General features: G+C 59.2%; 28 protein-coding genes. 11 read left to right on the top strand and 17 right to left on the bottom strand.

The window, feature by feature from the left end:
• Positions 1 to 166: 166 nt before the first annotated feature.
• A complete protein-coding gene (locus ACUXH0_RS15740; RefSeq protein WP_179817544.1) occupies positions 167 to 373 on the bottom strand; it encodes a hypothetical protein in 207 nt (68 codons plus the stop codon).
• 256 nt (positions 374 to 629) lie between these two features.
• Between ACUXH0_RS15740 and ACUXH0_RS15735 the strand changes: the two genes are divergently transcribed.
• Positions 630 to 1112: a hypothetical protein gene (locus ACUXH0_RS15735; protein WP_024973572.1), complete on the top strand. Its 483-nt coding sequence runs from the start codon at positions 630 to 632 to the stop codon at positions 1110 to 1112.
• Positions 1113 to 1330: 218 nt separating this feature from the next.
• Entirely contained in the window at positions 1331 to 3733 is a 2403-nt protein-coding gene (locus ACUXH0_RS15730; protein ID WP_024973571.1) for a heavy metal translocating P-type ATPase, read from the top strand.
• A gap of 245 nt (positions 3734 to 3978) precedes the next feature.
• Here ACUXH0_RS15730 and ACUXH0_RS15725 read toward each other — a convergent pair whose 3' ends face one another.
• The 5 genes from ACUXH0_RS15725 to ACUXH0_RS15705 form a co-directional block, all read right to left on the bottom strand.
• Positions 3979 to 4674, bottom strand: coding sequence for a cytochrome c biogenesis CcdA family protein (locus tag ACUXH0_RS15725; protein WP_024973570.1), 696 nt, complete (start codon positions 4672 to 4674; stop codon positions 3979 to 3981).
• Positions 4671 to 4943: a thioredoxin family protein gene (locus ACUXH0_RS15720; protein WP_024973569.1), complete on the bottom strand. Its 273-nt coding sequence runs from the start codon at positions 4941 to 4943 to the stop codon at positions 4671 to 4673. Before ACUXH0_RS15720 ends, ACUXH0_RS15725 begins: the two co-directional genes overlap by 4 nt.
• Before the next feature lie 11 nt (positions 4944 to 4954).
• Positions 4955 to 5368 carry a heavy metal-responsive transcriptional regulator gene (locus ACUXH0_RS15715; RefSeq protein WP_024973568.1) on the bottom strand — a complete coding sequence of 138 codons (414 nt, stop codon included), beginning with the start codon at positions 5366 to 5368 and terminating at the stop codon, positions 4955 to 4957.
• Between the two features lie 100 nt (positions 5369 to 5468).
• The gene (locus tag ACUXH0_RS15710; protein ID WP_024973567.1) at positions 5469 to 5735 is read right to left on the bottom strand and encodes a thioredoxin family protein; all 267 of its coding nucleotides are present in this window, start codon (positions 5733 to 5735) and stop codon (positions 5469 to 5471) included.
• Between the two features lie 400 nt (positions 5736 to 6135).
• Complete coding sequence (locus tag ACUXH0_RS15705; RefSeq protein WP_024973566.1) at positions 6136 to 6954, bottom strand: AraC family transcriptional regulator; 819 nt, start codon at positions 6952 to 6954, stop codon at positions 6136 to 6138.
• Between the two features lie 136 nt (positions 6955 to 7090).
• Between ACUXH0_RS15705 and ACUXH0_RS15700 the strand changes: the two genes are divergently transcribed.
• Complete coding sequence (locus ACUXH0_RS15700; RefSeq protein WP_051539929.1) at positions 7091 to 7600, top strand: YHS domain-containing (seleno)protein; 510 nt, start codon at positions 7091 to 7093, stop codon at positions 7598 to 7600.
• 459 nt (positions 7601 to 8059) lie between these two features.
• Here ACUXH0_RS15700 and ACUXH0_RS15695 read toward each other — a convergent pair whose 3' ends face one another.
• From ACUXH0_RS15695 to ACUXH0_RS15685, 3 genes are read right to left on the bottom strand one after another with little or no spacing between them, the layout of a single operon-like run.
• On the bottom strand, positions 8060 to 8581 hold the full coding sequence (locus tag ACUXH0_RS15695) for a hypothetical protein (RefSeq protein WP_024973563.1): 522 nt from the start codon (positions 8579 to 8581) through the stop codon (positions 8060 to 8062).
• 48 nt (positions 8582 to 8629) lie between these two features.
• Complete coding sequence (locus ACUXH0_RS15690; RefSeq protein WP_024973562.1) at positions 8630 to 8854, bottom strand: zf-HC2 domain-containing protein; 225 nt, start codon at positions 8852 to 8854, stop codon at positions 8630 to 8632.
• Positions 8848 to 9477, bottom strand: a complete 630-nt coding sequence (locus tag ACUXH0_RS15685) for a sigma-70 family RNA polymerase sigma factor (RefSeq protein WP_024973561.1) — start codon at positions 9475 to 9477, stop codon at positions 8848 to 8850. Before ACUXH0_RS15685 ends, ACUXH0_RS15690 begins: the two co-directional genes overlap by 7 nt.
• 305 nt (positions 9478 to 9782) lie before the next feature.
• Between ACUXH0_RS15685 and arsS the strand changes: the two genes are divergently transcribed.
• The 3 genes from arsS (at position 9783) to ACUXH0_RS15670 (ending at position 12713) form a co-directional block, all read left to right on the top strand.
• Positions 9783 to 10784: an arsenosugar biosynthesis radical SAM (seleno)protein ArsS gene (gene arsS, locus ACUXH0_RS15680; protein WP_024973560.1), complete on the top strand. Its 1002-nt coding sequence runs from the start codon at positions 9783 to 9785 to the stop codon at positions 10782 to 10784.
• Between the two features lie 4 nt (positions 10785 to 10788).
• Positions 10789 to 11835: a methyltransferase domain-containing protein gene (locus ACUXH0_RS15675; protein WP_024973559.1), complete on the top strand. Its 1047-nt coding sequence runs from the start codon at positions 10789 to 10791 to the stop codon at positions 11833 to 11835.
• A 179-nt stretch (positions 11836 to 12014) separates the two neighbouring features.
• Entirely contained in the window at positions 12015 to 12713 is a 699-nt protein-coding gene (locus ACUXH0_RS15670; protein ID WP_024973558.1) for a haloacid dehalogenase type II, read from the top strand.
• A 62-nt stretch (positions 12714 to 12775) separates the two neighbouring features.
• Here ACUXH0_RS15670 and ACUXH0_RS15665 read toward each other — a convergent pair whose 3' ends face one another.
• The 8 genes from ACUXH0_RS15665 to mtnP all read right to left on the bottom strand — a co-directional run bounded on the left by ACUXH0_RS15665 (position 12776) and on the right by mtnP (position 18926).
• Positions 12776 to 13519, bottom strand: a complete 744-nt coding sequence (locus tag ACUXH0_RS15665) for a cytochrome c biogenesis CcdA family protein (protein WP_024973557.1) — start codon at positions 13517 to 13519, stop codon at positions 12776 to 12778.
• Between the two features lie 2 nt (positions 13520 to 13521).
• Complete coding sequence (locus tag ACUXH0_RS15660; RefSeq protein WP_024973556.1) at positions 13522 to 13902, bottom strand: thioredoxin family protein; 381 nt, start codon at positions 13900 to 13902, stop codon at positions 13522 to 13524.
• Between the two features lie 15 nt (positions 13903 to 13917).
• Positions 13918 to 14622, bottom strand: a complete 705-nt coding sequence (locus tag ACUXH0_RS15655) for a DUF6969 family protein (RefSeq protein WP_125472832.1) — start codon at positions 14620 to 14622, stop codon at positions 13918 to 13920.
• 704 nt (positions 14623 to 15326) lie between these two features.
• Entirely contained in the window at positions 15327 to 15785 is a 459-nt protein-coding gene (locus ACUXH0_RS15650; RefSeq protein ID WP_051539952.1) for a DoxX family protein, read from the bottom strand.
• 58 nt (positions 15786 to 15843) lie between these two features.
• Entirely contained in the window at positions 15844 to 16635 is a 792-nt protein-coding gene (locus ACUXH0_RS15645) for an HvfC/BufC N-terminal domain-containing protein (protein ID WP_024973552.1), read from the bottom strand.
• The gene (gene bufB, locus ACUXH0_RS15640) at positions 16632 to 17552 is read right to left on the bottom strand and encodes an MNIO family bufferin maturase (RefSeq protein WP_024973551.1); all 921 of its coding nucleotides are present in this window, start codon (positions 17550 to 17552) and stop codon (positions 16632 to 16634) included. Before bufB ends, ACUXH0_RS15645 begins: the two co-directional genes overlap by 4 nt.
• Positions 17553 to 17574: 22 nt before the next feature.
• Positions 17575 to 17880: a BufA1 family periplasmic bufferin-type metallophore gene (locus tag ACUXH0_RS15635; protein ID WP_024973550.1), complete on the bottom strand. Its 306-nt coding sequence runs from the start codon at positions 17878 to 17880 to the stop codon at positions 17575 to 17577.
• A 143-nt stretch (positions 17881 to 18023) separates the two neighbouring features.
• Positions 18024 to 18926 (bottom strand): S-methyl-5'-thioadenosine phosphorylase, encoded by a 903-nt coding sequence (gene mtnP / locus ACUXH0_RS15630; protein ID WP_024973549.1) that lies wholly within the window; start codon positions 18924 to 18926, stop codon positions 18024 to 18026.
• 142 nt (positions 18927 to 19068) lie between these two features.
• Between mtnP and ACUXH0_RS15625 the strand changes: the two genes are divergently transcribed.
• Genes ACUXH0_RS15625 through ACUXH0_RS15605 form a run of 5 tightly spaced genes read left to right on the top strand, consistent with a single transcriptional unit; the run spans position 19069 to position 24263 of the window.
• Complete coding sequence (locus ACUXH0_RS15625; RefSeq protein ID WP_024973548.1) at positions 19069 to 21225, top strand: FAD-dependent oxidoreductase; 2157 nt, start codon at positions 19069 to 19071, stop codon at positions 21223 to 21225.
• Positions 21197 to 21991 carry a TIGR04283 family arsenosugar biosynthesis glycosyltransferase gene (locus ACUXH0_RS15620; protein WP_080693833.1) on the top strand — a complete coding sequence of 265 codons (795 nt, stop codon included), beginning with the start codon at positions 21197 to 21199 and terminating at the stop codon, positions 21989 to 21991. The genes ACUXH0_RS15625 and ACUXH0_RS15620 overlap by 29 nt, the downstream gene beginning before the upstream one ends.
• Positions 21879 to 22739, top strand: coding sequence for a TIGR04282 family arsenosugar biosynthesis glycosyltransferase (locus tag ACUXH0_RS15615; protein ID WP_306456160.1), 861 nt, complete (start codon positions 21879 to 21881; stop codon positions 22737 to 22739). Before ACUXH0_RS15620 ends, ACUXH0_RS15615 begins: the two co-directional genes overlap by 113 nt.
• Complete coding sequence (locus tag ACUXH0_RS15610) at positions 22736 to 23860, top strand: FAD-dependent oxidoreductase (protein ID WP_024973546.1); 1125 nt, start codon at positions 22736 to 22738, stop codon at positions 23858 to 23860. Before ACUXH0_RS15615 ends, ACUXH0_RS15610 begins: the two co-directional genes overlap by 4 nt.
• A gap of 4 nt (positions 23861 to 23864) precedes the next feature.
• Positions 23865 to 24263, top strand: a complete 399-nt coding sequence (locus ACUXH0_RS15605; protein WP_182594184.1) for an HD-GYP domain-containing protein — start codon at positions 23865 to 23867, stop codon at positions 24261 to 24263.
• Positions 24264 to 24320 lie beyond the last annotated feature (57 nt).

Here is a 24320-nt window from a genome sequence, read left to right as displayed (position 1 = left end):
CACAGCCGGCGAAGAGATGTGCGCACGCTATGTTGTTGTTCGATTTGGCGAGAATGGTAGCAGTGGTCGGTATCGGTCAGGTAAGGTCACCTGTTGCGCCTTTGCAGCAGATGATAGCGGTCCCGGCGAGCCACCACGGTTCGTTCGCTGGGACCGGGCCCCATGCTTACTTAGGTTGTTGCTGCATCAAGTCCTGGCATGACTGTTTCATCATTGCCTGGCAAGCAGGCATCATGCACGCGTCGGCAAAGATGAGGTAAGCAGGAACAAGTTGCGCCTCATCATCCTGTCGACGAGCAATCGTCTCGAGAGCAGCCAGCAAGTGGTCTGCCACTGCAAAATCCTGCTCACGGCAAGCTCGCTCGAAGACCATGAGCAGCTCCTTCTGTAAAGAGCCCTCGAGGGGTGCGGTGGCATCCGATAATCTCCTGCGCCTCATCATTCTCACCAGGGCGCTTATTACGCCTTGGTCCAGCAGTCGACATGGTGATGATGGACCCTTCCCTTATGGGAAGGTCAAGAGATGTTCTTGTGCCTGCACACCAGTTGATGAACATCAATTGCCAGCTGAAGCGCTGACCTACATTCGCCATAGGGGCCATTGGGCTTCGCAATGAAGGACTACGACTATGGCGAAGAATCGAAGCATCTCACTGTGTATTGCTGTTGCTGCGCTCGCTTGGGCGCCGTTGGCGTTTTCGGCCGCGTCGACGAGTGGGGCGTCCCACAACCGCCATCACGCCCCAGAGCCGCCCGAAACGCCGGCGGTAGCGCATCAAGGGAATCCTGAGCTTGACGCCCAGATTGCCCACTTGCGTGCAATCCGCGAGCGGCTGTCACGAGCCAATACCCCTGAAGAGCGCCAAGCGCTCCTGGCAGAACGAACACAAGTCATGCAGGAAGCCATGGCAACCATGCACAAGACCGTTGGAATGCCTATGGGGATGCGGCCGCCGAAGGGCAAGAGCAAAGACCTGGCTGCCCAAACGCAATTGTGTCAGGGCATGATGGGCCAACACATGGCCCTGATGCAGGAAATGATGCAGTCGATGATGGACGGTCAGGGTATGGGCGGCGGTATGGGAATAGGTGGCGGCATGATGACCAAATAGGTCGCCCGGTTCTCGCTCAGCTCTATTCCGGATAGTGGAACGTCTATTGTGTGCGCCGTGACACATTGACCTTCCTGGTATGGGAAGGTCTAACCTAATTATTCAAAGCGTCCCGCCTGGCTGACTGGGGCAGCTAACTGTATCGCCAGTACGCTTGCCATGGTTTTCCGCCATGCCATGCGGCGCGCACAGGCGGTAACCGAACGGAGCCAAGGTCTATGGATAACCATCGTCATGTGCGTGGCGAGGAGCATGGCCATCACCACATGGACCTCGAGCGTCACCTTCATGTCGTTCACGGTTCGTCTGCGCATCAGCATCACGAGCTCGAAGCATCGGCTGACGAGCTGACCGAGAAAGACCCCGTCTGCGGGATGAGTGTCAGCACCGATTCGCGCTTCAAGGCTGAGCACCAAGGCAAGACGTACAGGTTCTGCAGTGAGCAGTGCGAGGACAAGTTTGTTGCCGAGCCGCAGAAGTATCTGGCCTCTTCGGCCGAAGCCGCTCTCGCCCCTACGCAGGAAGGGACCATCTACACGTGCCCGATGCACCCGGAAATCCGGCAAGACCATCCCGGCAATTGCCGCATCTGTGGGATGACGCTGGAACCGGTCATCCCACAGTTGGAAGAAGAGAATCCGGAGCTGGCCGACTTCCAAAGACGCTTCTGGTGGACGCTCCCCTTGAGCGCTGCGGCTTTAGTCCTGGCCATGTTTGGGCACCGTTTTGGCTGGATGGCAGCGGCCACACAGAGTTGGGTCGAATTGGTCCTGGCGACGCCCGTTGTGCTTTGGGCGGGGTACCCGTTCTTCGAGCGCTGCGTCCGGTCCTTTATCCATCGCAGCCCAAACATGTGGACTCTTATCGGGCTCGGCACCGGTGCTGCTTACGTCTACAGCGTTGTCGCGACTGTCGCGCCCGGCGTATTCCCCGAAACGTTCGTTGAGCATGGCCGCATTGGCGTGTACTTCGAAGCGGCCGCAGTCATCATCTCGCTGACTTTGGCTGGACAGGTGCTTGAGCTCAGGGCGCGGTCTCAGACGTCGGCCGCCATCAAGTCGCTTCTCGGTTTGGCGCCGAAAACAGCGCGTCGCATCAACCCAGACGGTAGCGAGGAAGACGTTCCTCTGACTCACGTACACGTGGGTGACCGTCTCCGTGTCCGCCCTGGCGAGAAGGTGCCCGTTGATGGCGTGGTCATCGAGGGTACAAGTTCTGTTGATGAGTCCATGATTACGGGCGAGCCGATTCCTGTGACCAAGCGGGTGGGTGACCACGCCATTGGCGCGACGATGAATGCCTCCGGCAGCCTGGTCATCGAATCCGAGAGGGTGGGCTCGCAGACCGTCCTGTCTCAGATTGTGCAGATGGTTGCCCAGGCGCAACGGTCCAAAGCACCGATGCAACGGATGGCGGACAAGGTGGCGGGCGTGTTCGTGGTCGCGGTGGTGACCGTTGCTATCCTTACGTTCTTTGCCTGGGGACTCTTCGGGCCACAGCCGAGCTGGGTATACGGTCTCGTCAATGCCGTCGCTGTTCTCATCATTGCCTGCCCGTGTGCGTTAGGGCTGGCGACCCCGATGTCCATCATGGTGGCGAGCGGCAAAGGTGCATCCAATGGTGTTCTGTTCCGCGACGCAGCAGCCATCGAGAACTTGCGAAAGGTCGACACGCTTATCGTCGACAAGACCGGGACGCTGACCGAAGGCAAGCCGGCCTTCGAGCGCAGCGTTGGCACCAACGGCTTTTCCGATATGGAGGTTCTCCGGCTCGCGGCCAGTCTCGACCAAGGCAGCGAGCACCCCTTGGCCGCCACGATTGTGGACGCCGCGCGTCAGCGGGATTTGCCGCTCGACAAGACCGAAGATTTTGAGTCAAGCACAGGCATCGGGGTGCGGGGAACGGTCGCAGGCAAGAAGCTCGCGCTTGGCAACACCGTGCTCATGGAGGCAGAAGGCGTATCAGCAGCCTCGTTGAGCCAAACCGCCGACGAGCTGCGGGCGCATGGTGCCAGCGTCATGTACCTTGCCGTCGAGGGCAAGCTGGCCGGCCTGTTGGCAGTATCCGACCCGGTGAAGGCAACGACTCCGGAGGCCCTCCAACGTCTCAAAGAGAAAGGCATCCGGGTAGTGATGGCCACCGGGGACGGCGTGGTGACCGCCAAGGCGGTTGCCGACAAACTCGGCATCGACGAGTTCCACGGGGAGGTCAAGCCTGCCGACAAGTTGGCGTTGGTCAGCAAATTCCAAGGCGAAGGCCGGGTGGTAGCCATGGCGGGCGATGGTATCAACGACGCGCCTGCGCTAGCCAAAGCCGATGTCGGCATCGCAATGGGCACCGGCACCGACGTCGCCATGAATAGCGCCCACGTCACCTTGGTGAAAGGCGACTTGCGAGGAATTTCCCGGGCCCGTCAGCTGTCGGAAGCGACAATTGCCAACATGAAGCAGAACCTCGGTTTCGCCTTCATCTACAACTCGTTGGGTGTGCCATTGGCAGCAGGTGTCCTCTATAGCACAACGGGTCTGCTTCTGTCGCCGATGATTGCGGCGCTTGCCATGAGTCTGAGTTCGCTGTCCGTCGTCTCGAACGCTTTGCGACTTAGTAAGGCGCAGATGTGATGCGTCTGGAGTCCACTCGCCTGCCGGTGCCGCGAGGCAACCAGGACGTCGTGGCTGGCTGAAGATGGAGCATGCAGACGAGAGCAGGCGCCCGCTATATCCCCGGATGACGCTGCGTGGCAGGTTGTGACGGCAATCCGTCTTCGAAGGGAGAGTGCGAGGCCGCATGGTCCATAGCACGCGCCCTGTCACAGAGACTGTGCGGTAACGTGTCAACGTCTGGTCGAATGCACCGAACGCGATGTTCAAAGCGCCAAGCTTGGGACGATGACGAAATACACGTTCAAGAGATAGAGCCCGGACAGAATAAGGGTGACTCCGCCGGTAATTTCAAATGCCCTCTGCCCCTTGCCCAGAGGCCTCAAATGTTCGAGCCAACCTATCGCTAAAGCTCCCAGCCCAAGCGGAACGGCCCTGCCAAGCGCAAAGGCAAGAAGAAGCGCTGCACCGAAGAAAGGGGACCCTATGCCGGCGGCCACCCCTAGCATGACTACTAACGCCGGCGTGCACACGGGGCAAATCGCGACTGCGAACGGCACGCCCAGTAAGAACGCGCCCCAGGCTCCTTTGACTGGCATCGCGCGAATGCCTACGGCTGGAAGTGGCACTCGCAGCCATCCAACCCATACAAGCCCGAGCACGATGAGCAAGGGCCCCAACGCCAACCCCCACTCACGCCCTAGAAGTTTTTGTACCCAGACTCCGCCCAATCCTGCTGCGAATCCCAGCAGAACATGGGTGAGTACCATTCCAGCGGCAAACATGGTCCCAAAGAACGCCGCGCGAGACGTAGTCTGAGCGCGCGTTACATAGGCGAGCGAAACCGGAATGGCGGCCAAGGCCACAGGATTGAAGCTAAACAGGAAACCAGCAAGAACCGCAACTCCGAGGGCTGGAAATCCAACGTGCTCAACCGCGCTGCGCAATATGTCTATGTTCACTTGCCGCCGCCCAATCTCAGATGTTTTGCGAGTTCTGCGCGTAATGCGTCGGTAGTGGGTAACGAGGTAAACACCAGGGCTCCGTCGATGGCGATGGCGGGAATCGTCAAGACGCCAAGCGACACCGCATAATCCAATTCGTCGAGAACATCGACGTCACGCAGCGTTACCTGGTCGCTTCCAAAGGACGCTATTAGCTCGCGAATGCTGTCTTGTGCAGCGGCGCACTTTTGGCAGCCGGGCGAGGTTAGGAGTTCGACTTTGACCATGCTAGGCTCTGTTATCGCAGCTCGTTAAAGCCATCTTCCAGCGCAGCCAGAATGGGACAGTCGTCCAACGGGAGCGCCCCTTGAGTGCACTTGGCGAGCAGTTGGTCCAGTGTCCCGGACATGCGTTGCATGGTCGCAATTTTTGCCGAGAGCTGTAGCTTCTTCTCAACGGCGAGGTGGCGGACATCGTCGCAACAGGCGGAGTCGCGGCTTTTAAGGGTGAGCAGTTCACGGATGTCCGACAAAGAAAAACCGCATTGTTGTGCGTCTTTGATGAAATGAATGCGTCCAAGCATGGTCGCGTCATACAAGCGGTATCCGGCTTCGGTCTTCGAATCGGGGGCGAGGAGCCCTTCCTTCTCGTAATAACGCAAGGTATCAGTGCTGACGCCGGCTAGGGCAGCCATCTTGCTGATGGTAAACATGGTGTCCTCCAAACTTGATTTTCATTCTAGAGCTTGGAGCTAAGTCCAAAGTCAAGCATCGAAGGCGGAAACAGGCCCGGAGGACTACCTTAGCGATGCGTCAAAGTGGCGTGCCGATACCAGCACCGCGCAGCATCGCTTCATCAACGGCTGCCCCGCAGCAGCATGCCGCCAGCTTGCCGTCCACGATGATGGCCGGCACTCTGTGGATTCCAAGGCGCTTCGCCTCCTTCACCACGTTGATATCGTTCATGTCCCGAACGACCACTTCGCATGAGGAACACGTAATACTCGTGACGAGGTCGATGGCTTCGTGACAGGCAGGGCATCCAGCACTATAGATTTCGATAATTCGTTTGGCAGTCATGGTTTCACTCCGTTCAATGCCTCCCAAAGGCGGGAGGTAAAGAAATGCTAGAGCTTGGACTACGCACCAAAGTCAAGCGAATTGTTTCGAGCGAATCCCTATTGTTGATGGCGGCAGCAGGCCCGGCGCACTACCTAAGGAAGCTTCAAAACAGCATAGCAATATCAATATTCGCTTCAAGCAACAGCGCTTCATCAAAGGTCGCATCGAAACAGCAAGCTGTGGCGCCTTGGACATGGTCGGGATTTCTCGCGTTTGACGTGTACGAGGGCACGCCGCTCCAGCGTGCCCTGCATAACGATTCTAGGAGCCACGTTTTCCAAGAGACGACCTTGCGTGTCGAACTATTGACTGTACGTCTTGGCTATCCACGACGCCACGGTGTGTAGTGCGCGAGACGCTAGACGGTCCGCAACCAAGCTTTAGGTGACGTCCCAAGCTTTCGTGAAAAAGCGCGCGTCAAAGCGCTGGCGCTGCCATATCCCACTTCGATGGCGACGTGCTTGAGGGGGCGACCGGCACGCAGTAGAGCTTGCGCGAGTGTGAGACGCCATGACGAGAGGTAGCTGGCAGGTGTTTGGCCTACCACCTTGCGGAAGTGGAGGGCGAACCGGGCGCGCGACATTCCAGCTACCTGGGCCATTTCACTCAGTTCCCACTGGTGTGCCGCGTCCCCATGAATGGCCGTCAAAACCTTCGCCAGTCGAGGGTCCGCCAAGCCTGAGAGCGTTCCGTTATTTGTGATTCCGTTATCGACGCAATATCGTAGGACGCGAATCATGAGAAGCTCGCAGAGACGGTCCAGCGACGCCTGCTTGCCGCAGTGGTTGGAAAAAGCCTCGTCGTAGAGCAGCTCGAGCAGAGGGTGAGCACCGGCTAATTGCGAAAGGGGAATGAGAACGAGGCTCGGCAGCGAGTCAGCGATGGGATTGTGTCGACCGGCGCCGAGCATAATCGCCGCACACACCACGTCGGCTCCTTCGCGCTCATCGGCTATGAGTTGATGGGCATCGGGACTCGGCATGAACACCAAGGTCGGCTCGGTAATCGAAAAGCAGCCGTCGCGTCCACCAATCAGCTTTACCGGTCCGTGTCTGATGAGGTGCATGTGTCCTCTGCGCGTGTCCTTCTCAAAGCCATGAACGCCGCAGATGTTGCCGGTATAGAAGACCCCGGCGCTGAGAGATAAGCGATTCAGAAGCTCTGAGAGACGTTCCATGTCAGGGTGAGATTTTCGGTCATGACAACGGGACGGGGCATCACCAACACCTGCGGTTGCATCCCTAGACTTTCAAGGGTCCGGCGCTTGGCCGGTACAACCTGTCAGTCTGTATATACAAAATCGGAGAACCCTGATGCAAGTCAATCTTTCGCAGCCTATTCGCCGGCTGTTCCTGTCGGCCATTGCGTCCGCAGCGGTCGCGTTGACCTTGGTCCCTATTTCATCGTTTGCTTACGATGAAGGCTCTCCATCCGCTATGAACGTGGATGCAAAAGGTGTCGCGCTGAAGGGTTACGACCCTGTTTCCTACTTCAGCGGGTCGAAACCCATACACGGGAAGGCCAAAATTACGGCACAGCATGACGGCGCAACCTACTACTTCGCTTCCGTCGCCAATCGCAACAAGTTTAAGGCGGCCCCCGAGCAATATGCTCCGCAGTATGGTGGCTTCTGCGCGATGGGGGTAGCGCTGGGCAAGAAGCTGGACGTTGACCCGCTGGCATACAGGGTTGTGAATGACAAGCTCTACCTGAATGTCAGCAAGGACGTTCAGAAGCGCTGGCTCGACGATGTGCCTGGCAACATCGAGAACGCGGAAAAAGGCTGGCCGGCACTGAAGGACAAGGCTCCCAAGGACCTGTAAATCAGCAAATGACGAGGGGCCTGGCTCGGAACGAGTAGCCCCTACCGCGTGTCTTTTGTAGTTAGATTCGCTCCAACCCCAAGACTTCCTTCCCGCCTCGCAGCCATCTAACCGCCTCGATGATGTCGAACGTCAGAGAAATCGAGTTTACGACAAACACCACCCACGCATACATACGCACGGGACCAGTGGGGAGCGGGCTGGCGCCCCAAAGTTGGCTGGCGAGATAGAGGACCAACGGAACCCAAACGAAGTGCGGGAAGGACAAGAGTCGCGTGAGTCCTCGCTGAAGGACCATTATTGGGACGTTCACCGCAGCGACGATGGCGAACGCCATGGCCGTGTAGCGGCCCACAGGTGAATCCAAGAACGTCAACGACGCCACGTTTGTGACGACAAGAATCGCGAGCCATGTCTGCACCCACGCGGGCAATCCAGCTATCGACTTAAGCAGGTCTTTCAAAGCGTTTCACTCCCGTTCAGGCGCTTCAGGGCATGGACATCGACTAAATCACCTAAGCGAGCCAACACATCGCGCGCCAGGCGAATGTTCTGCTCCGCACGAATCGTCGCCATCTCTCTGGACGTCGTGCACAACTTCATTACACATACGTTGGAAGCCACGAACTGCTTGTCTCCTGCAACCACCGGCTTCGAGTCTATCGAGCGTATTACCGCTAGAACCATTTCGGTGCCCTCCAGAATTTCCAGGACCCTGGACGAAACTACCTGCAGGTCCCCCGATAGCCGTTGCTCTCGGTTGGCAGACTCAATCGCCGCGCGCGAGCGCGCCATTGCCCCTGACATGCTCGCGACAAAGAAGGGAACGAGCATGGTCAAGAGGGCCTTACCCAAGTCAATAGGCAGACCGTGCAGCAGCGCGGAACCCTGGTTGACCAACACCAATGTTGGACCGACCAACGCTGCGACCAGCAGCGCCCTTCGCACGATGGATGCGTCCCAAGGAGTTGCGAGCTTCATGAAATTCAGCGCGAAGCCAACGCAATCCAGTTTGCGAATAGCCGGCCGTCACGTCCCAGACTCAGGGTCGTGTTTCGTCTTGTCCTGAGGAACGTCGACCTGCCCATGCGAGTAAGCTGTTGCTGCTTCATGAAAGAGCCCTATCTGCTTCTTGAAGTTCGAACAGTGCCGGCACATCATCAAATGGGCCTTCATTGCGACCCTCTCACGTAGGCTCAGATGTCGTTCGAGGTCCTGGGAGCAAAGCTCGGTGGTCTCGCGGCAATTCAGCATACCGGCGCCTCCTTTCGTCCCCAGCCGACATCCATGCATTCACGTAGCTTCAGGCGCGCTCGATGCAGGATGACGTGGCAATTGCTCATGGTGATTCCAAGCTGCGTGCAAATTTCTTCGGCCTCAAATCCGAGGAACTCTCGCATCATGAAGACGCGACTCGTCTTGGCCGGTAAGACAGTCAAACAAGCCTCGAAAACATTCCAGAACTGCTGAGATTGAAGCGCCTGCTCCGGATTAGGCCAGGTTGCTGGGCGGTGCCCGTCCTTCCACTTGCCGCCCTCATTGAACAGGACCTCCAAGCGTTGTTCCAAGTCCTCATCTTCCTTGACAAGGCTGGACAGGTTGACGCACCGGTCCGCTTGACGGAGGTGGTCAATGATTCGATTTCGAAGAATGGCGAAAACCCAAGTTTTCAACGTTGAATGGCCAGCAAAGGACGAGGAGCGGCGCAGCGCGGCTTCAATGGCCTCCTGCACGAGGTCTTCCGCCGTCTCCCGGTTTCGAAGCTGAAGCTCAGCAAATCGCAGCATGTCCGCTCGCAGCGCCGTAAGTGCTTCCCAGCTCACGCCAGGGGAAGTCTGCTGTTGGTAGTTGAGGTCAGCGGTATTCCGTCGAGCCATGGCTCTCCTTCCGTGTAACGTCTCGGCATGCCAAGCTTGCCGAGTCAAGTACTGCGGGGCGCAGGACGTAGAAAATGCGGGCCCATCCTAGGGGAGCCAACTCCCAGGCTCTTGACCAGGAGTCTCGGAATCCAGGCCACGCGTTTCATCCTTCCAACGCACCAGCAGCCAGCCGACGGTGAGGCGAGGTAAATGCTGCCGTCAAATTAGACGTGGGGACTCGTCCAAACCTTACACAAGCGCAATCAGTGTAAGTCGGCGACGCCTGTGCTCGTCCAACGCACAAAGGCCACTGTTCCCAAGAAATGCACGCCACCCTCCCGCTACTTCTAAAGTCCGACTTCCCCGCGATACGCCGGCAGTCGGTCGAGACCCTCCAAGTCAATCTCGGATACCGATGCAATCAGAACTGCGTGCACTGTCACGTCAATGCCGGACCGAACCGCACCGAGGAAATGTCTGCCGAAACGGTCGATACCGTCATCGAGTTCCTGGTAGCCAATCCGACGGTGACTACCCTGGACCTGACCGGTGGCGCGCCTGAACTGCACCCGCACTTTCGGCGCCTCGTGGCGGCCGCGCACGCCAGCGGCGTCAAGGTTATCGACCGCTGTAATCTCACCATCCTTGAAGAGCCCGGGCAGGAGACCCTGGCGGAGTTCCTAGCTGCGCACGCCGTCGAGGTGGTGGCATCTTTGCCTTGTTACATGGAAGACAACGTCGACCGCCAGCGAGGTCGTGGAGTCTTCAGTTCAAGCATTCGAGCGCTGCAGCGTCTCAACGCCCTCGGGTACGGCAAACAGGACTCGGCGCTTGTTCTGAACTTGGTTTACAACCCCCAAGGTCCGACCCTGCCGCCTCCCCAGGACAAGTTGGAGCGCGATTACAAGAGCCACCTCGAGAACGAGTTCGGTGTGGTCTTCAACGGACTTTTCACATTGGTCAACATGCCTATCCAGCGGTTCGGCTCCATGTTGGTCTCGAAGGGGCAGTTTAGCGATTACATGCACATCCTCAGGCAGGCGCACCGAGAGCAGAACTTGACCCAGGTCATGTGCCGAAGCCTACTGAGCGTCGACTGGCAGGGGTACTTGTACGACTGCGATTTCAACCAGCAGTTGGGCGTGCCAATTCATGATGCGCATCGGATGCGGGTGCACTTGGGGGACGTCACATTGCCTCAGCTCCTGAACCGCCCGATTCGCGTCGCAGACCACTGCTTCGGCTGCACGGCCGGACAAGGCTCAAGCTGCGGCGGCGCCCTCGAGAACAAGGGCAACACTCTCGTATGTGCTGATGGAGCCTAACCCCATGTCGACGCTCGAACTTGTTCAGGATTACTACGGCCGGCAATTGAAGAGCTCCTCCGACCTCAAGACCAGCGCCTGCTGCGATGCCAGTCAGGTGCCGCATTGGCTCAAACCGTTGCTTGCTCGCATACATCCCGAGGTTCTGTCGCGATACTACGGGTGCGGCCTGGTTTGCCCGACGGCTCTAACGGGATGCCGTGTTCTCGACCTCGGCTGTGGCTCGGGCAGAGACGTCTACGCATTGGCGCAGCTTGTCGGGCCGGAAGGAGAAGTCATCGGCGTTGACATGACGGAGGCGCAACTTGAGGTTGCAGCCAGGCATCATGCGTATCACGCAGGTGTGTTCGGTTACAACAACGTCCGGTTTATCCACGGCTATATCGAACGGCTCGGTGAACTCGGTCTGGACGCCGGGAGCTTTGACGTCATCGTATCGAACTGCGTCGTCAATCTCTCTCAGAACAAGGGGGCTGTGCTTGAGGGCGTTCGTCACCTGCTCACGCCGGGCGGGGAGCTCTACTTCTCGGACGTCTACGCTGACCGTCGAGTCCCCGAGTCGCTTCGCGAAGACCCTGTGCTCTATGGGGAGTGCCTGGGCGGCGCCTTGTACTGGAATGACTTCCTGCGGCTTGCGGGCGAGCATGGCTTTACTGACCCGCGCCTTGTGGAAGACCGTCCCCTCGCCGTCACCGACCCGACGCTGGCCGACAGGCTCGAGGGCGTCGACTTCTACTCAGCAACCTATCGCCTGTTCAAGATTGATGAGCTTGAGCCTGCCTGCGAAGACTATGGGCAGGCCGTCATCTACCGTGGGACCGTGGCAGAAAGCCCGACTCGGTTCGTGCTCGATAAGCACCACGATATCGAAGCCGGCCAGGTGTTTCCCGTCTGCGGAAACACCTGGCGGATGCTGCGCGACTCCCGCTTCTTCCCTCATTTCACGTTTGTCGGCGACTTCCGGCGGCACTACGGCCTCTTCGAGGGCTGTGGCAGCGCCATTCCTTTCGACACCGGCCACGCACAGTTTATGTCTGGCTCTTGCTGCTGAGCGGCTCAATGTCCAAACCGACTTGGCAACTACGCGACGTTCCTTTGTATGAGGCAACACGTTGGAAAGCTCGCCGAGTTCCGACATTCACCGCGACGCTTCGAGCGACCTTGTTGGGCGCTCGAAGCGTGCCCTATTGCCGACATGGAAGGCCAACAAACCAAACACAAAGGAGCAGCATGGAGATTAAAGCATTAGCGTTTGACACCGGCGGAACTGTGCTCGACTGGCACAGTGGCTTGGTACGGGCACTGGCCAAAGTGGGCGCAGCTCATGACGTCTCGCTCGACTGGCATGAGGTGGTGAACGAATGGCGCCGGCGTGCCATGCGGGACATCGTGGGCCAGATATATCCCGCCTTCAACATGGACGACGTTCACCGGCAGACGTTGTCAGAGACTCTGAACCACTTCGGTCTTGCACGGCTGAGCCTAGCTGAGCGCCGAGAGATTTGGGAGGCTTGGCGTCATCTGGACGCTTGGCCCGATTTTCCGGGTGCGCTGGCCGAAATCAGGAAAACTATCCCGGTCGTGTCGTTCACCATGCTCCCAACCGCGTTGGTGGTTGACGTGTCGCGTCGAAACAGCATTTCCTGGGATGCCATCATTTCGTGCGAGATGATAGGGGTGTACAAGCCGCACTCGAGCGCTTACGCGACCGCCGCGAAGTGGATGGGGCTCGAGCCTTCTTCAATTTTGATGGTCGCTTGTCACAACTTCGACTTGAACGCCGCAAAGAAGGCTGGATTCCATACCGCGTTCATCCGGCGGCCCCAGGAATGGGGGCCGCCGGGGCCACCTGACCCCAATCCGAACATGGAGTATGACTTTGTCGAAGATGGATTCCGGGAGCTACAGGCACGCTTGGCGCAGCGGTAGCAGCGAATGTCAATCCGGAACCGGGCCGCTGGACCCGGTTCTTTTTTGTCACTGCGGCCTGTTCAGATTCCCACAGTCAGGTTGACCCACGCATCTGGCAGCCACTGAAGCACATGAGCTTCCACCCACTTGTCCGCTCCGGTCAGGATAAGAACGCCGGACACGCCGAGCACAATCGCAAACACGCTACGAATCCGCTCAATGCGTGCCAACACCCAGTCCCGAGTTCTTGCGAATCCGCTTCTGGACGCGTAAGCAACACCCACAAGCGGTACTGCGGCTCCAAGTCCAAACAGACCGAGGATGAATCCTCCGCGCGCGACGCCGCCCTCGCTGGCGACCAAGGTCAAGGCTGAGCCGAGGAGGGGCCCGGAACATGGACTCCACACAAGTCCCAGGACTGCTCCGAGGAGCGCCGCACCCACGAGAGAGGTGCTGTCTAACTTCGCTGACATCGCGTTGGCACTGCCCGCGACGGGAAGCATCCATCGAGAGAAGCGCTCTCCCTGAGCTGGCACCAGCATCACGACCGCGAACGCGATAAGCATTGCGGCGCCCAGCGTGCGAACTGTGTCGCCGTCGATGCCAAGTACTGGGCCGAGGGCGCCAACAAGCATCCCGACGCCCGCGAAGGACGCTGTCATACCCAGCCCCATCGCGACCGGTGCGAACCTGTTGCCCTGCAGCGCTCCTCCGACAACAAGCGGGAGAACCGGGAACACGCAAGGCGACAAGGTCGTCAGACTTCCCGCCGCCACGCTCAAGGCCAACTGCGGGAGCGATATAGAGAGCGTCGTCGGCAGCATCGTCAGAACGCTGCCTTCAATGCGCGACGAATGCCGTCTGTCGACGTATCACCGACCAGGCGAGTGACTTCTTTGCGCCCATGCAGGACCACCAGCGTGGATTGCGCCTGCACGCCAAACTTGCGTTTCAGTTCCTTCTCGGTGTCATAGTTGGCTTCGAGCACGGTAAGGTCCAGGCCAGGCTCCTTCCGCAGTTCCTGCAATGCCTTGTCCTGAGCTCGGCACGTCGGGCACCAGTCAGCGCGGAAGTGCACCGCGACAGGTTTATCAGCTTGTTGCGCTGCGGCGAGCGTCGAAGCCGAGTACGGCTGAATTTCGAGCGCTTGCGCTAGGGTCGCAGCACACATGGTCAGCATTACAAATATCCATTTCAAGGTCGACATAGCAGTCCTCCAAACTCAAACAGGATTGGCAACATGAGACGGGTGGGGTCTTCCGTTCCCCTGAGGACAGGGTTCTTGGCGGCGTACAAGCTCCGCTTCTAATGCATCCAGGTCGGCGCCCCAGTCGATGGCTACATGGCTCAACACTTCAAGGCGATGGTCCTTCAGAGCCTCCTTCTTGTCCGGTCTTCGCGCTAGCCGCTCGTCTCGGCGAACCAGCAGCTCTGATATGACGGGTCTGTACATGCGAACAAACTCGTTGAGCCACTCGCATGAGTTTGCGTGCCTCCGGACCGCGCTCATCCGGAATCGGTCTACCAGCGCAAGCGTCGTCACGGCGTCGAACCAGTGGCCATCCGTAACCCACTGGTTCACCGTGAACAGCCCGACAGGCAGCCCACGGTCGTCGAGCGAAATCGCAAACAGATGGGAAGGTGCCGTGTTCACCCAACGGACCTTCCCGCTTGGCAGTCGGCGGCGGCGGCCATTGCGCGTAGCGTGCCAAAATAGGTGCACATGGCCGTGCTCCACGCCGCTCCGATGCGCGTGGTAATAGAACTGCGACCCCGAGACCTCGTCGATGACGTCGTCAGGCGGATAGTGGTCGTATTCGACGACCGTCCGCCCTCGAATCCAACTCTGAATCAGCGAACCAGCCTTTGACGTGGCGCGGCTGAAAGCTTCGACGCTCGCTCGAGCGCCATGCACTTGAGCGAGCAAATCCTCGTCCGAAAGCCTGCGCCAAGACTCTCGTAGAACCCTTCCAGCGTTCGTGCGCAATCTCGGGGTGCCCATCGTCAAACTCGTGACGTCATTTCTTGCCGCCGCACGCGCCGCACTTGGTCTTGCATGCGGCGTTCTGCTGTGTCGTCTGTGCGCTGCACTTACGACCAGTACACGCGCGGCACATCATCGCGCAGCCGCTCAGCGCGGCCGTTGTCACGACCGCCGATGCGAGCGTTTTTGCGAGCATTGAAGACAATCCCTGCATAGTTATTGCTCCGTTAGATGGGGAAGGTTATTGCTTCTTGCCAGCACATGCGCCGCATTTGGCCGCACACTTGGCGGCACCACACGCGGCCTTCTTCTTAGCCTTCATCTTCGGGCCACTGGCCTTGCATGCGCTGCAGCCAGCAGCAGCGGCCTGTTTCGGGCTGCACTTTGCGGCGTTGCAGGTGGCAGCGAACGCGTTGCCCCCAAGTGCCGCAGCGGTAATGACTGCGGATGCCACAGCACGCGAGAGTTGGTTAGACAGATTGCTCATAGAATTCCTCAGTAGGTTGACGTTGTAATAACGAGTACCCGGTGTGTTGCCTGGGACCGCTTGCGCGGCCCGAGCCATTGGCGCGTTCCGTTGCAAGAGCGTGGGTAGTCCGCGCAGGGATTGGCCCGTCGCGTCCGAAATGAGATACCAATAGCTGAGTTCATCGCTGGATGCCGATTGCGAACCGTTTTTCCAGCCAGTTATCGACGGATAATCGTCCCGGGCCATGGACAATCAGATATAACAAGACCGCAGCCCACGTACCGTGCGTTGGGTACGCATCGGGATAAACGAATATCTCAATCACGAGCGTCATCACCAAGAGCCCAAACGCGGAGAAACGTGTGGCAAGCCCCATGAGAAGCAGTACAGGAAAGAAGTGCTCTGCGAACGCCGCCATTGGTGCAGCCAGTTCCGGAGACACCAACGGGAGCCGGTACTCGTCCCGAAACAGCGCGACTGCGGAGTCCGACAGTCTGGGCAAGCCGAAGCTGAACTCGCCGCTGACAAAATTGAGCTTGAAGCCTTCCACCTTCGTCTGGCCAGAAAGCCAAAACACAGCGGCAATCGAGAACCTAGCAACCAGCGCCAACAGCGTGTCAGGGAAAGACGACATCATGCGGATGACCGTCTGAACGCACTGAACAAGGGGCTTGCAAATGGGAGAACTGTTCACTTTAGGTTGCCTCCTGCCTCGATAGTTGAATGAGCGTCACCGCCTGTTGTCGCACAAGCGTGGAAAGCGCAAGGGACAGGTTGAAGTCGTTGTGTGATTCCAGCGCGTACTCTGCTGCGGCCCCCAATGGGTGCCCCGACATCAGCGCCTCAACGAATTCGCCCCCTCCCGGCGCCAATCGAACAAGCTCGACTTCCAGGTCCACACGGCAGACCAGCGTGTCTTCCGGTGTGTCAATGTCGATGCTCTCCAGCAATCCCGTTCCGTTGTGGGCTGCCCATAACGAAGCCACCGCAAATTTGGAGCGAACGAGCCTTGCAGAAGGATGAAAGTTGAATCGAAGCGCGCTCAGGGTTGCGCCGCTTGCGCCGACCAACTCTTGGTCGAGCGCAGTAAGCGGCGTAGCGTCTGCAGCGTGATATGCAGCAACGCGTGTGAACTCCAGCCTCGCGACGTCGGCCAGATACGGTACAGACCATGCCGGCTCAAATGTTTCGATGAATGAGGCGAAGTCGCGCCCATACAGTGCCAAGATGGGCGAACTCGGCGGCAACTGGCGGGCGAATAGTGCTGCTGCCGCGCGGAAGAATTCGATGCCAACCAGCTCCTGAACGACGGGAAAGGTCTCGGCAAGGGCATCGACCAGTGAGACCACGACGTTGTTGCGGTACACGGCAAACCGCCTGGACGGGTCTGAGTTGTTCCACGCCTGGATACCCAAAGGAACAGGAGCCTCGGAGTCCAACAGCGCGCGAGCGAAATCGCGTTGAGCCGCCTGTGTGCGCTGACTCATGCTCGTCTCCCGATTTCGCCGTGAAGAGGGCGACTGAAGCCACGCTCAGCGTGCCGCGCCTCAGCGAGCAAATCGCTCAGCGGCGGCACATTGTTGTCCCATTCGATGAGTGTGGGCGTAGGACCCAGCCATGCAATCGTGCGCCTAAACAGGTCCCAAACGGTGGGGCAAACACGGGAACCGTGGTCATCAATCAGAAGAGGGGCACCGTTGGCATCCCTATCGGTAGAAAAGCCCGCGAGATGAATCTCCCCCACTGCATTCAGCGGAAGACGGGACAGGTAGTCCAAACTGCCCCTGTGATGGTTGACGGAGGACACAAGGACGTTCGTCAGGTCGAGTAAGAGCCCACACCCTGTCTTCAGAACCACCTCGCGGATAAACTCAGCTTCATGGAACTCATTGCCCGCGAACTCAACGTAGGTTGCGGGGTTCTCGAGAAGGATGCGACGCTTCAGACGTTCCTGAACTTGGTCGACGTGGTCGCATATCCGCTCGAGCGTCACGCGGTCGTATCGGATAGGCAGTAGGTCGTTGTAGAAGAAGTCGCCGTGTGTCGACCACGCCAAATGTTCTGAGAACGACTCAGGTTCGTATTGCGCAAGCAGTACCGCGAGCCTTTCCAGATGCGCCTCGTCCAAAGGGGCTTCGCCCCCGATGGACAAACCGACACCATGAATCGACAAGGGGTACGCCTCGCGAACCCGGCTTAGCCAGTGGTGAAACGGCCCACCGTCCACCATGTAGTTCTCGGCATGCACCTCGAAGAAACCAACGTCCGGCCTCGTTTCGACTACTTCCTTCGTGTGCTGCGGCTTCAGTCCCACTCCCGCCCTCGAAGGAAGATGGGAATTCCCACGACGCTCGCAGCGAGCTGCGGGTGTGTCATGAGGAGCGGGGGCGAGGAGCGGGAACATGATTAGGACGCTTGCAAGACGGTCAAGCCTTCTTCTCGGCCGTGAACGCCTGCAGCTGGCCAAAGCCGGTCGGCGACGTCTTCGAGACCGTCTTGTCGCACGTACCCTTCGGAACAAACGACCAGGCGTTGGACTGGTGGTCGACTTTGGAGGTACCGGCACAGGTCGTTCCGGGGCCGGCTGCGCAGTCGTTCTTGCCCTTGAGTGCCACGCCAAAACACTTTTCCTTCTCGGCCGATTGGGCCAAGGCCGGTTGCGCCGCAAAGGCGGCGCCCAGGGCGAGGGCCAGCGCGGCGGCGGGCACCTTGGAAGAAATGCGCAAGTTCATTTGAATCTCCATGATTCGGTGTCGATGGTTTGAGCCTGCAGGACTCGGCGGCCGTTCGGTTGCTGACTGCTAGATAACAGCGGCGCGCTGCCCTACGTTCGAATAGACGAAGGAGTGCCCCGTCGGCTTACAGGTGTGCGTGCTTATTTCGCTAGTGCATTGCCCTGCGCTGACGTATCGAAACGGGCTAGCAGTACCCCCAGGCGCCGACGCGTTGTTTCAGGAATCGCAGAAGGCGGTGTGACCAAGGCGCTGTCGAGCGCGCGATGCGCCAAGGATTCTGGCCAGAGCTTGGCCAGCCGCCGCACGGTCGCCGATACGACTTGCTGGGCCCGCGTAGCGTTCTGCTGAAGGTTGGCAATCGCCAACTCTGCGGTGACACAGGCTTGATGGGGATGCCAGCAATCCCAGTCGGTGACGAGCGCCAGCGTTGCGTAGGCGATTTCGGCTTCGCGCGCCAGCTTCGCTTCCGGCATGTTCGTCATGCCGATGACCGACGCATTCATCGAACGATACCAATGCGACTCGGCCCGTGTAGAGAATGCGGGACCTTCGATGCACACGTAGGTGCCACCTCGGTGGACTTGGACGTCATTCGACGCAACCTCAGTGGCCGCGTCGGCCATCGTCTGCTCCAATTGGGCGCAGACTGGGTCGGCCATCGATACGTGCGCGACCGCCCCACCGCCAAAAAATGTCGATGAGCGCTGTTTCGTGAGGTCGAGGAACTGCCGTGGAAGAACCAGGTCCAGAGGCCTGATGTCCTCCGCCAACGAGCCCACCGCCGATACGGAAATGAGGTACTCGACGCCTAGCTGTTTGAAGGCATGAGTGTTTGCTCGGTACGGGATTTCGTGCGGCAGCAGCGAGTGCGAACGGCCGTGCCGAGCCAAGAAGGCGACCTCCACCTCACCTAGACGTCCCATCAAGAAGGCATCCGAGGGTGCGCCGAATGGGGTTTTGATGCCTATTTCGGAAACGTCGGTAAGCCCCTCCATGCGGTACAACCCGCTTCCGCCTATCACGCCAATTCGCGCTCTGCGCATGACTCCTCCTCCCGTAGGTTGAGTCGTTCTTGACGATTGAGGGGCGGATTTCCTTACGTTTGTCCTGTGTAAGGAACGTTGGCGCTGCATCGTCTATCAAGTGCGGCCAGCACTTTCGCGGGCCCCGAACCTCGAGGCGTCGATGCGTTTGGATAAACGGTGGGTATTTTTGAGCCTTTTCGTCGCGATGGTAGCGACGCTGCATGCTCTCGGCGTTGGGCAGCACCTCAGCCTGGAAGGCTTCAAGCATAGCCAAGCCGGCCTGCTTGTGTGGCGCGATGCAAGCCCCCTCGTCGCTGCCGGGGTGTACTTTGCAATCTATACGGCGGCCGCCGCGCTTTCGCTACCGGGGGCGGCCATTCTCACGCTCGGTGCCGGAGCCATTTTTGGGACGCTCTGGGGAGTGGTTATTGCGTCTTTCGCGTCCACACTGGGCGCAACGGCCGCTTTTCTCAGCGCCAGGTGGCTGATTCGTGACTGGGTGCAAGCTCGGTTTGGAAACCGGCTCCGCGCGTTGAACGCTGGCATTGCGAAGGATGGCGGGTACTACCTATTCAGTCTGCGCCTTGTTCCGGTGGTGCCGTTTTTTGCCATCAATCTCTTGATGGGGCTCACGACCATCCGGACGTGGACGTTCTACTGGGTGAGCCAACTGGGAATGCTCGCCGCCACCATCATCTATGTCAACGCGGGCACGCAGCTCTCGCGTGTCGACTCTATCTCTGCAATCGCTTCGCCCGGTTTGCTAGGCTCTCTGGCATTGCTCGGCCTGTTTCCTCTCGCCGCTCGCAAGATTGCCGACTCGGTCCAAGCGCGAGCGGTCTACAAGCGATGGCCCAAGCCGAGACGATTCGACCGGAACCTCGTTGTCATTGGCGGCGGGTCCGCCGGCCTAGTCACCGCATACATAGGCTCCGCCATGCGTGCCAAGGTGACGCTGGTCGAAAAGCACAAGCTGGGAGGTGATTGCCTGAACACGGGGTGCGTGCCGTCCAAGGCGCTTATCCGTTCCGCGAAGTTTCTGTCGCATGTGCAACGAGCGCAAGACTTCGGTGCCCGCTCGGCCAGCGTCGACTTCGACTTCGCGCAGGTGATGGAGCGCGTGCAGAACGTCATCCAGCGCATCGAGCCGCACGATTCAGCGGAGCGATACACCAGTCTTGGTGTCGACGTCGTCAACGGCGCGGCTCGAATCGTCAGTCCGTGGGAGGTGGAGGTTAGTCAACCGGATGGAACGACTCGACACCTCACGACGCGAGCCATCGTTATCGCCGCCGGTGCACGGCCCACCATTCCGCCTCTGCCCGGCATCGACAAGATTCAGGTGCTCACCTCTGACAACGTCTGGAGCCTCCGGGCGCTGCCACGCCGTCTCGTAGTTCTCGGGGGAGGCCCCATCGGCTGCGAATTGACGCAGGCGTTTGCGCGGCTGGGCAGCCAGGTAACACAGGTTGAGATGGCACCTCGCCTCTTGATGCGCGAAGACCCTGACGTCTCGCAACTGATTGCGCAAAGATTCAGGCTTGAAGGCATTGACGTACGCTTGGAACATGGTGCAAAGCGCATTGAGGTGGACGAAGCGAGTAAGCGGCTCGTTGTCGAGCATCACGGCATTGAGTCTGCCATTGAGTTTGACGAGCTGCTGGTGGCGGTCGGGCGGACGCCAAATCTCTCGGGGTACGGTCTGGAGGAACTCGGTGTCAGTCTCGGTCGAACAGTCGAGGTCAACGGGTATTTGCAGACGAACTATCCGAATATCTACGCTGCGGGCGACGTGGCGGGGCCCTACCAGTTCACACATACGGCGGCACACCAAGCCTGGTACGCGGCCGTCAACGCGTTGCTTGACCCGTTCAAGAAGTTTCGAGCCGACTATCGTGTCATCCCTTGGGCAACATTTACTGAACCCGAAATTGCCAGAGTTGGTTTGAACGAGACCGAAGCGACGGACCGCAACATCCCATATGAGGCCACCGTTTACGGAATCGACGACCTGGACCGTGCCATCGCCGACAGCGAAGCGCACGGCTTCGTCAAGGTGCTCACCGTGCCCGGAAAGGACAAGATTCTGGGCGTCACCATCGTCGGAGAGCATGCGGCGGACTTGCTGGCTGAGTACGTGCTCGCCATGAAGCATGGCATCGGGTTGAACAAGATTCTGGGGACCATACACACGTATCCGACGTTCTCCGAAGCGAACAAGTACGCGGCGGGCGCCTGGAAACGCGCACATATTCCTCACCGGCTGCTCGGTTGGTTGGAGCGCTTCCATGGCTGGCGACTCGGCAGTCAATCATGAAATTGACACTGGCGCGCGGATTCGAATATCGCAGCCGTTCGTGGCGCAACGAGTTCATGGAGACCACGACGTGAGGCCAGCACTATGCATCATCTTGCCGGTCCTCAACGAGGCGCCAACCCTCGAAGAGCGCCTGCGCGCGCTGCAAGCCATGCGCAAACGCGGAGCACGCGTCGTGGTTGTCGACGGTGGCAGCGACGACGACACCCTATCTATCGCCCGCCAACATGCAGACCTGGCGTTTCTGGCACCTCGAGGGCGTGCTTCTCAAATGAACGCGGGTGCGGCCGCTTGCCCGGCCGACATTTTGCTGTTTCTCCATGCGGACACCCTGTTGCCGTCATCGGCTGATGTCCTGGTCGCGCGTGCCTTACGTGGCCCGCGCCAATGGGGACGATTTGACGTCCGCCTGGATTCGCGTCGCCCAGCACTTCGTCTTGTGGAAACGCTGATGAATGTTCGGTCCAGGTGGACCGGCATTGCTACCGGCGACCAAGCCATGTTCGTCAGGTATGAGGCGTTTCAGGAAGCGGGGGCGTTTCCGGACATTCCACTGATGGAGGACGTCGTGATGTCCAAACGACTCAAGAAGCTGAGTCCGCCCGCATGCTTACGGCAAAGGGTTGTCACCTCGGCGCGTCGCTGGGAGCGCTATGGCATCTGGCGAACAGTTCTTCTTATGTGGCGCCTTCGCCTTGCATTCTTCTTTGGCGCCGACCCGAACAAGTTGGCGGTTCAATATGGCTATCAAATCCCATCGCGCTAGGCGTTCTTTTTCTGGCGTTCAGATTGCTGTCTTTGCAAAGGCGCCACTGCCGGGGTTCGCCAAGAGCAGGCTCATTCCAGCACTTGGCGCCACAGGCGCTGCGCATCTGCAGCGTGCGTTTATCAGGGGCACAGTGGCAACGGCTATTGCGGCAAACCTAGGCCCCTTAACGCTCTGGTGCACACCGGATACTGAGCACCACCTCTTTCGCGCCCTGCGGCACCACTATGGAATTCAGATTCTGATACAGGCTGACGGAGACCTCGGTGCCAAGATGACCGACGCTTTCGCGCGCCATTGCGCTACAGGGCCGCTCCTCCTTATCGGGACAGACTGTCCTGCACTTTCTCCTGCGCATCTCCGGCTTGCAGGAGAAGCTCTCTTGCGCGGCAATGACGCGGTATTTATCCCCTCGGAGGATGGAGGGTATGCGCTCGTTGGGTTGCACGAGCCGCAGCCTGCGTTGTTTGACGGTATTCCATGGAGTACTTCGGATGTATTGCGAGCGACGCTCGAGCGTGCGGCTTCACTTGGTCTGAGGGCAGAACTGCTTGACATGCTTTGGGACGTTGACGTGCCTTCGGACTTAGCACGGCTGGAGCGGCTATCCGAGGTGAAAGCCAGCAGTTCGGAGAGAGGTCATTGGTCAAATTGGCACCGGCGTGTCAGACGGGCAGCAGCTTCCTCTGAGTCTGTTCGGTCGACAACCGCTGCGCAGACAGAGTCCGCAGCAGAGGACTACACGTGAAACGGCTCGTTCTCCTTGGCGGCGGACATGCTCACGTCCACGTGCTCACCGAACTTCGCAAGAAGCCGATTGCCGGATGGGAAGTTCACCTGATTTCGCCATACCCGCGCCAAATCTACTCGGGGATGCTCCCAGGTTGGATTGCCGGGCACTACGACATCGAACAGTGCGCGGTGCGCCTCGATGCCCTCACCGCAGCGGCTGGGATACCGTTCCATCGGACATCCGGCATCGAAATCGACCTGCGCCGGAACGTCATTGCATGCGAAGACGGGAGTCAGGAGCCCTTCGACGCGCTATCCATCGACACGGGGCCGCAAACCTCGCTCGATGGCATCGTCGGAGCCACACGAAATGTCATCCCAATCCGACCCATCGAGGCGTTTGTGGCGGCCTTGCCAGAGCTCGCTTCCCGCATCGCTTCGCACCATGGTCCCTTTGACCTGGCTGTCGTCGGCGCCGGTGCAGCAGGTGTCGAGCTTGCTTTTGCCATTCAGCGTCGCGCCATCAGCGAGGGTTGGTCGCATTTGCGTCTGTCCTTAATCGGCTCCAGTTCGCTGCCACTGGATGGGGTCTCGCGTGTGGCTCGTCTTCGCGCCGTGCGGTTGCTGCATCGACTTGGGGTCGGTTGGATTGGCGGTCGACGTGTTACGGCTGCGTTCAAGGACAACCTCACTTTCGAAAGCGGACCTCCGCTAAAGGTTGACGCGTGCCTTGCTGTGACGGGCGCTTCTGCGCCGGCGTGGGCGGTACAAAGCGGGCTTTCCACAGACGCCGCAGGTTTTATCGCGGTTGAACCGACTCTCCAGAGCACATCACATCCCAACGTTTTTGCAGCAGGAGACGTCGCGGCGTACCACTCGGCTCGCCCCAAGGCAGGGGTCTACGCTGTTCGAGCGGGGCCGGTGTTGGCCTCGAACCTTCGTGCCTTCTGCGAAGGGCGGACGCTGGTCGATTGGGAGCCGCAGGAGCGAGCGCTGTATTTGGTAAGCACGGGAGGCCGTCACGCAATTGCATCCTGGGGCAAATGGTCTTGGAGCGGGTCGTGGGTCTGGTATTGGAAAGATTGGATTGACCGCCGTTTCGTAAGGCGCTTCTCCATTGTGGGCGGTCAGCGATAGGGGGATGGCAGAAATGCGACTGTGGAAATCTCGTGTCGAGACAGAACACGACAAGGATGTAAATCAGCATGCGGCACACGGCGAGCAGTTGCTTTCGAACCTGCTCGCTTTGGCCTGGGTTATTGACTCCAGGGACCCATTCTCGGGAGGCCGACTCTGGAGAGTCTCGCGCTACTGTGCTTTGCTGTGCGAGGGCATCGGTCTACCCATCGAACAGAGCGCCAGCATTACGCTGGCTGGCTTCGTGCATGACCTCGGCAAAATCGCCATGCCGGATAGCGCCCTTCGCAAAGACGGCCCATTGAATGCACAGGATTTAGCGGTTATCAAGACGCATCCGGACGTTGGCGCTCGGCTTATGTCGGGGGGTAATGCCCCCGTTTTCCACAGTCGGCAGAAGTAGAAACTAAGCGGCCATGGCCAGCCGCTGCTTCGGGGTAAAGCCGCCCAATGCCATATT

Source organism: Ralstonia sp. 110700041-2, from assembly GCF_056280165.1.
The sequence above is the reverse complement of the archived record's forward strand: the minus strand, read 5'-3'. Positions and strand labels throughout refer to the sequence as shown.